The sequence below is a fragment of the Sulfurimonas sp. genome, assembly GCF_032250635.1.
Classification (GTDB): Bacteria; Campylobacterota; Campylobacteria; order Campylobacterales; family Sulfurimonadaceae; genus Sulfurimonas.
On the sequence record NZ_JAVVFL010000047.1, the window covers coordinates 1 to 11,967 of the forward strand.

The following is an 11,967-nucleotide window of genomic DNA, read 5'->3' on the forward strand; positions in this document are numbered from 1 at the left end:
CTATAATCGGGCACAGCGGATGCGGTAAAAGTACGCTTTTAAATATGATTTCAGGACTTGATGCCCAAAGCGAAGGTCATATTTTGCTTGAAAATAAAGAGGTAAGGGGTCCGGGTCCTGAACGTGCGGTTGTTTTTCAAAATCATTCGCTTCTTCCTTGGCTAAGTGTATATAAAAATATAGAGATGGCTGTAAAAAAAGTTATGCCTGAATTAACATCTGCAGAGCTTAGAGAACGTGTCGAGAAGTTTGTAAGCATGGTAAATCTTGAACATGCAAAAGATAAACTCCCAGATGAGATAAGCGGCGGTATGAAACAGCGTGTCGGCATAGCAAGAGCGCTCTCCATAAAACCCAAAGTTCTGCTTATGGATGAACCCTTCGGCGCGCTTGATTCACTGACTAGAGCAAATTTGCAAGAGCATCTTATGAGAATTCAGCAAAACGTTCAAAACACTGTTGTAATCATAACCCATGACATAGATGAGGCGGTACTTCTGAGCGACAGAGTCATTATGATGACAAACGGTCCTCATGCAACGATAGGGGAGATATTGGAAGTAAATTTAAAAAGACCCAGAAACAGAGTAGAACTTCAAAGCGACCCTGAGTATATCAGATGCAGAGAGGCGATTTTGAGCTTCTTGTATGAAAAATTTGCAAAAGATGATGAATAGTAGCTACCGGTTATGATAAGCTTTTTTGAGCAATTTCATTATTATATAGTTGGCTATAGCTTAACTATTCTTACCGCCGCATGGTTATAATCAGGCTGAAATGATTCAAGGTCTAGCAAATCATTTGTCAGATAATTTATCTCGGTATTGCTTATGGGGATAAAGATTGTTTTTTCTAAGATCCCCTCGGTAATTGCCGCTTTTGTTAGCAGTTCTCCTCTTTTTGAGACGACTTTAATCTCCTCGCCCTCTTTTATATTCAACTCTTTTGCGTCATTTGGGTGTAATTGACAAAAATTAAGCTCTTTGTATTTAAGAAGGGAGGGTGCATTTGCGCTTTTAGTGCCACTATGCCATTGGTCTCTTGTTCTGCCTGTTAGCAAAATAAAAGGGTACTCTTGCGTCGCTTTTTCGCTAAGCTCTCTATTTTGCACAAAAAATAGATTTCCTTTTTTATCCGCTGTTAAAAAGTTTTTGATTTTTTCTCCCCAAACAAAGGGCTTGCATGAAAGTTCATCGTAAGAGGCTTCGCTTATATCCATGTAAGAGTTCAGTTTTGTCATAGCTTGATACTCCTCAAATATCTCTTTAGGGTTTTTATAATCAAACTCTTTTTTATATCCGAGTTCCTGAGCTAAAAACTGAAATATCTCCCAATCCGCCTTTACGCCATCAGCCCTTTTGGTCAGTTTTTCCTGCTTTGTAATGGTTCTATCAAGGTTTGTCTGGGTTCCCTCTTTCTCTCCCCAAGGAGCGGCGGGAAGCCTTATATGGGCAAATTTTGATGTCTCTGAGTTATCGTAAGCGTTTATCTCCACGACAAGCGCTATTTTTTTCATTAGCTCTTGTGTCTTGTTTCTGTTTGGAAGATGATAGATGGGGTCTGTATGGCAGATTATCAAAACCTCAAGCCCTGCATCCATCATCTGTGTTGCGCTAAGTCCCGCCTTGTTATCTATCTTATCCGTGTTCCAAAATTCAGACACCTTTTTAATGCTCTGCTCATCAAACCCTAAATGAACTCCGAGCATAGTCGCAAGCCCGCCGACCTCACGTCCGCCCATGGCATTTGGCTGACCCGTAAGGCTAAGAGGACCGTTTCCCTCTTTAAAAATTTTGCCGCTAAGGAGATGTGTATTAATGAGTGAGAGGTTTTTATCTACTCCTTGAGAGGATTGGTTAAGCCCCATAGTCCAGGCCGTTATTATATTTTTAGAGTTTTTATAGAGGTGAAAGAACTCTTCAAATGCCTCATGGGAGAGTCCCGTTCTTTTTAACATGTCATATTTATTTAGAGTCTCTAAGCCCTTTTTTAGAGCTTCAAAACCGTTTATACGATTCTGTACAAACTCTTCGTTATATAATTTTTCATTAATAAGACGTTTTGATATAAGGTTAAAAAAGTCTATGTCACTTCCCGCTTTTATGCCGAGATATATATCTGCACTCTTCGCCGTCTCACTAAAGCGTGGGTCGATAACCACCACTTTTAAGCCGTTTTTCTTCGCTTTTTTTATTTTATTGTGAAATATTACATGTGACTCTGCGGTGTTTGCACCTGCCAATATTAACAAATCTGCTTTTTGGACATCGTCCATTCTAAGAGGAACAAAATCCGCTCCGATAGATTTTTTATATCCTACAACAGCACTCGACATACATGTACGGCTGTTGGTATCTACGTTGTTTGTTCCGATGAAGCCTTTGCCCAGCTTATTTGCTATGTAGTAATCTTCGGTAAGCATCTGCCCGGAGAGATAAAAAGCGACTTTGCCTTTTGGAGAGTTTTTTATTTTATCTGCGATAGCGGATATGCTCTCTTGCCACGAAGACTCTTTAAATCCATCAGCTATATTTTCTCTTATCTGCGGTTTTAAAAGTCTGTTAGAGGATTTGATGCTTATAAGCTGCGAGGCTCCTTTTAAACAGAGAGTGCCTCTGTTTACAGGGTATTGAGTATCTCCAGTAAGCTTAGCTTCACTAAACTCTATACCGCAACCGACACCGCAATATCCACATACAGACTTTAGCATTTGAACTCCAAATATTTCATCTGGTAATTATACAAAATCTGCATATTTAATAATGGTGTTAACTGCTTATATATTATACACTCAACAGCTCTACGAGAGTGTGAAATTCAGCCTCAAAGAAACTAGAAGAGTAACCTCTCCATCTCATCCAGTGGCATCGGTTTGGCATAGTAATAGCCTTGGATGGAGTCTATTTTGTTCTCTAACAAAAAGCTGTGCTCCTCCTCGGTTTCCACACCCTCCGCAAGAATATGTATGCCAAGCTCTTTTGCCAGAAAGATAACTGTTTTTACGATTATCTGGTTTTTTGGCTGCTCTCGTATATTCATAATAAAAGATCTATCTATTTTGAGCTTATCAATCGGAAGATTTTTCAAATAAGAGAGCGAAGAGTAACCCGTACCAAAATCATCCATCGAGATATAAAAGCCCAGCGCCCTTATCTGCTCTAGCAGACTTATAACAAGTTCAGGATTTTCTAAAACTGAGCTTTCTGTAATCTCTAACTCTATCCATGAGGCTTCGCATCCGCTCTCTCGCAACATATTTTTTAAAGTTACTATAAATTCCAGATGAGTAAGCTGACGCGCAGATATGTTAATGGAGAGCCTATTCCTTAATATTCCTCTCTCATGCCACCTCTTCGCCACCTCGAAACCACTCTTTATTACAAAATTGCCTATCTCGACTATCAGAGAGCTCTGCTCCGCCAGTGGTATGAAAACATCGGGAGATATCATCATATCTTTATGTTTCCATCTCAAAAGTGCTTCAATACCTACTATATTTCCGCTACTTGCTTCATTTTGGGGTTGAAAATAGAGCTCAAGTTCATGCTTTTGGACAGCCTGTTTTAGATTTGTTACCATCTGTGTATGTGCTACAGCCTCTTTTTTAAACTCCACATCATAAAAGCTAAAGCTATTTTTACCCAGTTTTTTAGCATTATACATCGCCGTATCGGATGCCTGATACATCTCTTCCATACTTTGCACATCATCGGGGTAGATGCTGATTCCAGAACTTGCCGTAATATAGACCTTTACCATGTCTATCTTAAATGGGTTGCTAAACTTAGCATGTAGTTTTTGCATTAGAGCTTCTATCTCTTTTTTGTCGCTTTGATTAAGGGCTATTGCAAATTCATCCCCGCCCATGCGCGCTATAAAAGCTGTAGAATCAAAAACTTCTACAAGAACTTTGGAGACCTCAAAGAGCAGTTTATCCCCGAAGCGGTGACCGTATGAATCGTTTACTATTTTAAACTCATCAAGGTCGAGAAGTATCAGACAAAACGGTATCTCTTGCGAACATTTTTCTACTAACACTTCACTGATTTTCAACCTGTTAGGCAAGTTTGTCACCTTGTCCTGATAGGAAAGGTTATAAAATTTCTCTTTTGACTCTTCTAAAAAGCGTTCATGCTCTTTTTGGCTTGTTATATCTCTAGATATTCCAAATATGCCAAAAACACTGTTTTGCTCATCTACCAAAGGTCCTTTAGTCGCCAAAACAGTTTTAACACTGCCGTCTTTCATTGTAAGTGTGCGTTCAATAGTCGAGACTTTGGCACTAAAAGCAGTCTCTTTGTCTGCGATTTGAACTTTTTTGGCATCTTCTATATCAAAGATCTCCTCGTCACTCTTTCCAAGCACATTTTGAATATCCGCATTTACCATCTTTGCCGCAGCTTCATTAAACAGTATATATTTTCCCTCTAAATCTTTTGCGTAGATGGCATCTGGAGAGCTGTTTACGATACTTTTTAAAAGAGTATCATTCTTCGCGAGTTCACTTTGGGAGTCTTTTAAGCTCTGTTTGGTATCTTGATGTTTTGCAATATGCTCTAGATTTTTATCATACTGAGACTGCATAGAGCGAAAAAATTTATAGGTCAAGAAGTACAAAACTATCGTAGTTGCCAAAACAAAAAAGACGCCTTTGTACATCCCTATCAATATTACTTCATCTGTATTTTCAACAACAAGTCCAACTGCGTAGTCGGATAAAATTATCCATAATGCTGCGGAAATAAAATATATTAAAGAGATATAAAAAGCGCCTTTACAGCATGTTAAATATTTGGTGTGCACTTTAAACATCCTTGTTTTTATAACTATTTTGAGACACTATTATACATAATTATAAAATAATTGCAAGAAAGAGGGAAAATTGTTTCAGATTTATCCTGCTATAATTGCGAAAAATAGAGATGTGAGAGATTTGTGAAACTTCCAAAAGGCTTCGGCAAAAACTACTTTACTTTGCGCGCGATTACCGCTACAGTCAACCAAATAACACTCCATGCAAACACGTCGCGTGTGCAGAGTTTTCACATGTTACAATACTCAAGCGATGAGCTTGAAGCCGAACTGGAAGAGGAAGAACTCGCCGCCACGCTCTGTATTCTTGAACTCTCTGCAAAGCCTTGCCATTGTAACTGTTACTATTTAAAAAAAACACGTAAAACTCTTCTGCTTCACCCAAGTCAAAACTACTTTTTTGACTACTTTAAAACTCTAAACAGCGCTATCTCTCCACCATAATTCGGGTTTAACTTTAAGCCGACAAAAAATTTAAATTATGGGAAAAAAATGAAAAAAAAGATACTTTTATCACTACTGGCTTCAACCATGTTAGTTGCTCAAAATATTGAGCTCTCCCCTCTAGAAATAACCTCAACCGCTATAAAGACGGATGAGCTGAGATCTACCGATGCGGTAGAGATTTACACAGCAGAGGATATAGAAAAAGCGCATGTTCAAAACGTTTACGAGTTTTTAAATCAGCAAACCTCGGTCGTGACGATGCCCTCTTACGGAAACCCGTTTTCCCAAAGACTTGACATGAGAGGTTACGGCATAGGCGACGGCTACCAAAACATAGTCATAACCATAGACGGCAGAAGAATCAACAACATAGATATGGTTCCGCCTCTTCTCTCTGCCATCTCTCCCACTTCGATAGAGAGACTGGAGATCATAAAATCTAGCGGCATTGTCGTTGGTGGCGATGGAGCAAATGCGGGCGTAATCAACATCATCACAAAGAAAAAAAGTGTCAAAGAGGTAACCGTTTACATGGGAACGCACGGCACGGCTAGCGGCTCCTTCTATCTCGGTCACAGTGGTGAGAAACTCTCCGTCTCGGCAAGCGGCGAAGCGCAAAAAAGCGATGGAGTCCGCAATATAAACAACAGCGCAGATAAAGATGAAAACTCTTTGACTACGGGAACACTTAATCTCTCTTACGCTCCAACTGAGGAGTTAGAGTTAAGAGCAGGTGTCTCATTTGCAAGAACTGATGTTATCTACGCAAGCTACTTAACGCTAGATGAGTACAACAATGATATAAAAAAATCCACGGGTACTATAAACGAACAGTGGTACGACACAGATGCCCTTAACTTGGGAATGAGCTATTATTTTAATGATAAACTCTCTCTAAATATAGACGGCAGCCGTGAGAAAAAAGAGTCTATCTATGACTATCAAAGCACCTTTTTCAGCTACAACTCAACCACTGACTATGACTACAACTCTTTTAAATCAACACTAGATTATGTAGATGATTTATTTGGTTTAACTCTAGGCTATGATAGATTTGACGGCAATCTTGTAAACGCAAGCAATGATCTTACAAAAGTAAATGATGCGCTCTTTCTCATAAGTGAATTTTATTTGGGAAGAAGCACGCTAAAAGTCGGTTACAGATATGAAAAGATCTCATTTGAGAGCAAAACGGGAGAGGACCAAGAGGACAAACTTCACGGCGTTGAGATTGGGTATAACTACACTCTTGATAAGGAAAAATCTCTTTTTGCAAACTATTCACACTCATATCAATCTTCGAGCTTAGATAGACTCTTTAACTGGAGCACGGGAGCTTTTATGGGTTATGTCGAACCTTCGCAAGCGCATAACTATACACTTGGGTTTAACTACATAAAACCAAAAAACAAACTCAAAATCTCATTTTTTTATATTGATTTAAAAGATGAAATTTACTACTACTCAGATCCGACCTATATAAACTCCAAAAACACAAACATAGATAAATCGTACAAGTACGGTTTGGATGTTTACGATAAATGGTTAGTAACGGATGAGTTCAATATAGCGCTGAACTATAACTATGTTCAGGCAAAAATAGATAAGGAGATTGAAAACGGCGAAGATTACTCAGGCAATGATCTGCCGGGTGTTTCAGACCATAACATCAAAGCTACACTTAGCTATCTCCCAAACAAAAACACTACTCTGGCATTGACTCAAGTTTACCGCTCAGAGGCTTATGCGGCAAACGACTTCAACAACGACTTTGCCCAGAAGCAGGATGCTTACAAAAGTACGGATATATCTCTGACCTACACAAAAGATAGTTTGGAACTTTTCGCTAAAATAAACAATCTTTTTAACCAAAAGAACGGTTTGTGGATTCAAGATGACGCCATCTATCCTATGAACTTCACAACCACTGCCATTGCAGGGTTTAAACTAAAAATCTAAGGAGACTGTTTTGAGCGTAAAAACCATTTTTCTACTGCTGTTTTTTACGCTCATTCTCGGTGCTAATGAGAGGATTGTCTCCCTTAGCCCCTCTATTACGGAGATAGTTTATGCTCTTGGAAAAGGGGATGATTTGGTTGCAACAAGTGCGTTTTCACTCTACCCCAAAGAGGCGCAAAATCTGCCTATCATCGGCGGCTACTCAAACCCAAACTTGGAGAAAATCATAGCGCTCTCCCCTACTTTGGTTATCGGTCAAGATTTCAATCATGCGACTTTAGAGAAACTCAAAAGATTTAATATAAAAACATTAATGCTAAAACTCCAAACCATTGACGATATAAAAAATTCAATCAAAACCTTTGCCGACGAGCTGCATGTAAGCTCCAAAGAGATTATAAAAAGTATTGACGATGCTATAAAAAATGCCCCTAAGAGCAAAAAACCGCACAGTGTTATGATAGTTTACGGTCTGCATGAAGACCTAAGAAGCGGTATCTATATAGCGGGTAAAAACATCTTTTTTGACGACATAATCAGGCTCTGCGGAAACACTAACGCATATAGCGCTAACCAAACTAACCAACCCGTACTTAGTTATGAAAATGTTATAGCTCTAAACCCCGACCAGATTATCATACTCCACTCAGACGCCTCAAACAGCTCGGTTGAGAAGCAAAAAGCCTTGAGTGCATGGCACTCACTTCCTACTAACGCAAGTAAAAACAGACGTATAACGGTGGTAGATGAGAGTTATATTCACATACCATCGCATAGAGTAGCTCTCACCATAGAGCGCCTCTGCAAAGAGATGAGCAGATGATCGAGCTAAAATCCCTCTCATGCAGCTACGGCAGCGACACAATCTTGCAGGATATCAACATAAAGATAGAGTCGCATCTTAGCATACTCGGCGCGAACGGTTCGGGCAAAAGTACGCTTGTTCGTGCCATCTGCGCGCTTATCTCTTATGAGGGAGAGGTGCACATAGATGGCTTGAACGCAAAAGAGTTCTCACTCTTGGAGATGGCAAAAACCATCTCTTATGTCCCCGCAAAGCTGGAGATTTACGACTCGTTTATAACTCTGGAGGATTTTGTTCTGCTTGGAAGATTTGCCTATAAAAAAAGCTTTTTTGAGTATTCGCATGAGGATAGAGCCATAGCTTCGCAAAAGATAAAACTCTTAGGACTTGAACACCTCAAGGAACATACTCTTGCCTCTTTGAGTTCAGGAGAACAGCAACTCGCACTTATTGCCGCAGCACTTACGCAGGAGAGCAAAATCATCATCTTTGACGAGCCGACCGCAAATCTTGACCCGCACAACTCAAAAGTTATCGCGCACTTCATTAAAAAGCTAAAAGAGACACATCAGGTCATACTTATCACGCATGATCTGCATCTGGCATGTTATATTGACAGCCCCATCGCTTTTATAAAAAAGAAAAAAGCGCATCTCTACGGAAGAGATTTTTTTGACGACGAGGTTTTAAAAGAGCTTTGGGGAGTTGAGTTTTTCTCGCTGGCGGTGAAGTATGGGTAGGTTTATACTATGGTTTTTACTAATCTCTGTGTTTACAGTCTCGCCGTTTGTCGGTACAGTAGAGCTTGAGATGAGCAAGATTTTTGACTTCTCCACTCTTACTTCAAGCATCTTTTTTGAGCTTAGAGTGCCGCGGGTTTTGTTTGCTTTTTTTGCGGGAGCCATCCTTGCACTTAGCGGTCTGCTGTTTCAAACACTCTTTCGCAACGCGCTTATGACGCCATACACGCTTGGCATCTCAAGCGGCGCAGTTTTGGGTGCGGGAGTTGCCATAAAACTTGGGCTTGGAAGCCTCTTTTTTGGTCTTACCGCCATTCATCTATTTGGCTTTTTCGGAGCGCTACTAAGTGTATTTTTGCTTCTTTATCTCTCAAAATTTCTAAAAAATGCACACCATGAATCGCTTCTGCTGCTTGGAATTGCTCTATCGCTCTTTTACACCTCCGCTCTTATGATTGTCTTCTATCTTGGAAGCGCCATCCAAAACGATATGCTTATCCGCTTTACTATGGGCTCGCTCTCCGTTATCGGATGGCAAAACCCTATTATAGTGGGTTTTATAGCCGCTGTTTTGGTTGGCGTTGTTTACATCTACCGCTTTGAACTTCAGCTTTTAGGCATTTCGGACGAGAGTGCAAAACTAAAAGGTTTGGATACCAAAAAAACGACGAGAGTGCTTCTTGTCGTCTCCTCTTTTGCTATCGGCACGCTTGTGAGCATTAGCGGACCTATCGGCTTTATCGGACTTATAACCCCGCATATCGTCGCAAAGATCCACCCCTCCACTGTAAATAGACGCATCATAAAAACCGCTCTCTTTGGGGGACTTTTTTTGGTTCTTTGTGACACAATTACAAGAGCATTATCCACGCAGAGCGAACTGCCAATCGGGATAATAACCGCACTTATCGGCGGGCCGTTTTTTATATATCTTATTATGAGGAAAAAATAGTGAATCTTTTATCAAAAACCGCTCCGCTGGAGGAGTCCATTGCAAAGATGCAAAAAGTTTTGGAGGATGTTGGCTGCAGGGTTGTTTTTTCACAAGAGAAACATCCGCTACAAAACTGCTACTCCGTTAATCTAAGCTCAGTGGAAGCACCGGAGCACATCTACTCAAACGGCAAAGGGGTTCTCTCGGATGCTTCAATGGCAAGCGCTTTAGGAGAATATATTGAGAGGCTACAAACAAACAACTTTTTTAGCGATTTTTATCTCCCCTCCCGTAAACTCTACCCAGATGAAGCGGTTTTTGAATTTGGCGGAGATTTTTTAGATGATGAGCTTCTAAACATTTACGACCCTCATGGCGAACTAAGTGATGAGGATTTGGTGGACTACAACAGCGACTTTGCGGACAAAATCCTCACTCTGCCTTTTAAAAGATTTTCCGACAACCAAAGCATCTATTTTCCCATAAATATTCTAAGCAATCTCTATGTCAGCAACGGTTTGGCGGCGGGCAATACGCCGAAGGAGGCGCAAGTTCAAGCGCTAAGCGAGATATATGAGCGCTACGCAAAACTCCAAATCATCAAAAACGGTTATGCGCTGCCAAAATTTCCCACCGAAGTTCTTACCTCATTTGAAAAAGTCTACAACGATGTCATGGCACTTAGAGAGCGGGGCTATATCGTAGAGGTTCTTGATGCCTCGCTTGGAGGAAAATTTCCGGTAACTGCCATCTCGCTAATAAACCCACAAAACTCCACACTCTTTGTCTCTTTTGGCGCACATCCCATCTTGGAAGTCTCACTGGAGAGAACCATGACGGAGCTTATGCAGGGGCGTGACTTAGAGAGCCTTGAGAGTTTTGAAACTCCTACTTTTGACATGAGCATAGTAGCAGACAGCTTCAATCTTGAGTCTCACTATGTGGATTCGAACGGAAAGCTCGGATTTGGATTTTTAAGTGCAAAAAAGAGTTTTGAGTTTGCACAATGTAGATACGACGGAAGCACCACACAGGATGAGTTTGAATATTTAACAAAAATCGCCAAAGAGATGGACAGAGAGATATACATAAGAGAGTATGACTACCTTGGATTTTACTCATGTCAGGTTCTTATTCCGAGTATCTCTGAGGTTTATCCGGTTGAAGATTTGGTCTATAACAACAAAAACAGCGGCAAGCTAATCCGCGATATGGTTTTAAACTTTAGCGAATATGACCCTGAAGATATTTTAGACGAGGTAGCATCGCTTGACAACTCTTTAAGCATGGAGAAGTACATTGGCGTTATATTTCAAAACAACTTTACGATGGCAGAGTTTAAAGCGCAAAACTATCTCCTTTTAGGCGAGATGGAAGAGGCACTTGAACTTTTAGAGTTTGGAGGGAATAGACTTGGGCATGTGGTTGCAGAGCTTATCCGCATGCGTGAAGCAGAGCTTTCTTTTGAAGAGTACAGAGAGGGGCTTTATGCTATTTTCACACAAGAAACAGTAGAAAAAGCTATGCAGATTCTTGAGAAAGAGAAATTTTTCATAGATATAACACTCCATAACAATTATACTAACATGTTAGCGATGTACGACAGACTTGAAGCAAAGAAAAAAGGAGTGATTGCATGAGTTACGAAGAGTGGTTTGAGCAACATGGAGAAAAACATAAAAAGATTGTCGAAAAACTTCTGGCGCGCGGCTTAAGCGAGGATGAGATTATAGACTATTTTGATTTTGAAAATATGGTAAAAGAGGAGAACGACTTCTGCCCGCTCTACAAAGAGCCTCGCAAATGCCATGACATAGAAAAACTCAACTGCTACCTCTGCGGATGTCCGCACTTTAGGTTTAATGACGAGGGAGTTGCGGAGTATAACGGAGCAAAAATTCTCAGCAAGTGCGACATCAACAACGGCTCTAAGCTTGCAGCGCTCGGATCCATCCATCAAGACTGCTCAAAATGCACCGTGCCACACCATAGAGCCTATATAAAAAAGAACTTCGATTTGGATTGGAAAAAAATCATGAAAAAGTGTAAAGCATAAAATATTCTTAAATAAAAACGCTACTTAAAAAACCGTGATAAGCTTAAAAGTTAAATCGGATAAAATTTGTCTGATTTAAAAAAGCTATCTTCTCTTAGAGATAAAAGAAGATGTGTTGCCATAGTGGCCAAAAACTCTAGAGGGTAATGCTCTCTTACCAAAAACCATCCTATAAAGAATAGCTTAAACCAATAGTTATTTTTTATAGACATAG

General features: G+C 40.2%; 10 protein-coding genes. 8 read left to right on the forward strand and 2 right to left on the reverse strand.

Annotated features, from left to right (window positions below):
- A partial coding sequence (locus RQ763_RS04415; RefSeq protein WP_314151430.1) for a nitrate ABC transporter ATP-binding protein occupies positions 1-677 on the forward strand: 677 nt, incomplete at its 5' end.
- A gap of 53 nt (positions 678-730) precedes the next feature.
- Here the strand turns inward: RQ763_RS04415 and RQ763_RS04420 are convergent.
- Together RQ763_RS04420 and RQ763_RS04425 are read right to left on the reverse strand one after the other, a co-directional pair.
- On the reverse strand, positions 731-2,710 hold the full coding sequence (locus tag RQ763_RS04420; RefSeq protein WP_314151431.1) for a molybdopterin oxidoreductase family protein: 1,980 nt from the start codon (positions 2,708-2,710) through the stop codon (positions 731-733).
- Positions 2,711-2,832: 122 nt separating this feature from the next.
- Positions 2,833-4,803: an EAL domain-containing protein gene (locus RQ763_RS04425; protein WP_314151432.1), complete on the reverse strand. Its 1,971-nt coding sequence runs from the start codon at positions 4,801-4,803 to the stop codon at positions 2,833-2,835.
- Between the two features lie 132 nt (positions 4,804-4,935).
- Between RQ763_RS04425 and RQ763_RS04430 the strand changes: the two genes are divergently transcribed.
- The 7 genes from RQ763_RS04430 to RQ763_RS04460 are packed head-to-tail and all read left to right on the forward strand — an operon-like array spanning position 4,936 to position 11,753.
- On the forward strand, positions 4,936-5,256 hold the full coding sequence (locus tag RQ763_RS04430) for a hypothetical protein (protein WP_314151433.1): 321 nt from the start codon (positions 4,936-4,938) through the stop codon (positions 5,254-5,256).
- Between the two features lie 48 nt (positions 5,257-5,304).
- Entirely contained in the window at positions 5,305-7,218 is a 1,914-nt protein-coding gene (locus tag RQ763_RS04435; protein ID WP_314151434.1) for a TonB-dependent receptor plug domain-containing protein, read from the forward strand.
- Positions 7,219-7,228: 10 nt separating this feature from the next.
- Positions 7,229-8,041 carry a helical backbone metal receptor gene (locus tag RQ763_RS04440; protein WP_314151435.1) on the forward strand — a complete coding sequence of 271 codons (813 nt, stop codon included), beginning with the start codon at positions 7,229-7,231 and terminating at the stop codon, positions 8,039-8,041.
- The gene (locus tag RQ763_RS04445) at positions 8,038-8,763 is read left to right on the forward strand and encodes an ABC transporter ATP-binding protein (RefSeq protein WP_314151437.1); all 726 of its coding nucleotides are present in this window, start codon (positions 8,038-8,040) and stop codon (positions 8,761-8,763) included. The genes RQ763_RS04440 and RQ763_RS04445 overlap by 4 nt, the downstream gene beginning before the upstream one ends.
- Positions 8,756-9,715, forward strand: a complete 960-nt coding sequence (locus RQ763_RS04450) for an iron ABC transporter permease (protein ID WP_314151438.1) — start codon at positions 8,756-8,758, stop codon at positions 9,713-9,715. Before RQ763_RS04445 ends, RQ763_RS04450 begins: the two co-directional genes overlap by 8 nt.
- Complete coding sequence (locus RQ763_RS04455) at positions 9,715-11,337, forward strand: YcaO-like family protein (protein WP_314151439.1); 1,623 nt, start codon at positions 9,715-9,717, stop codon at positions 11,335-11,337. The genes RQ763_RS04450 and RQ763_RS04455 overlap by 1 nt, the downstream gene beginning before the upstream one ends.
- Positions 11,334-11,753, forward strand: a complete 420-nt coding sequence (locus tag RQ763_RS04460) for a hypothetical protein (protein WP_314151441.1) — start codon at positions 11,334-11,336, stop codon at positions 11,751-11,753. Before RQ763_RS04455 ends, RQ763_RS04460 begins: the two co-directional genes overlap by 4 nt.
- Positions 11,754-11,967: the final 214 nt, after the last annotated feature.

Excerpts from the sequence above, each read along its gene's own strand:
- RQ763_RS04420 (WP_314151431.1), bottom strand. The coding sequence starts at position 2,710 with ATGCTAAAGTCTGTATGTGGATATTGCGGTGTCGGTTGCGGTATAGAG.
- RQ763_RS04435 (WP_314151434.1), top strand. The coding sequence starts at position 5,305 with ATGAAAAAAAAGATACTTTTATCACTACTGGCTTCAACCATGTTAGTT.
- RQ763_RS04445 (WP_314151437.1), top strand. The coding sequence starts at position 8,038 with ATGATCGAGCTAAAATCCCTCTCATGCAGCTACGGCAGCGACACAATC.
- RQ763_RS04450 (WP_314151438.1), top strand. The coding sequence starts at position 8,756 with ATGGGTAGGTTTATACTATGGTTTTTACTAATCTCTGTGTTTACAGTC.
- RQ763_RS04460 (WP_314151441.1), top strand. The coding sequence starts at position 11,334 with ATGAGTTACGAAGAGTGGTTTGAGCAACATGGAGAAAAACATAAAAAG.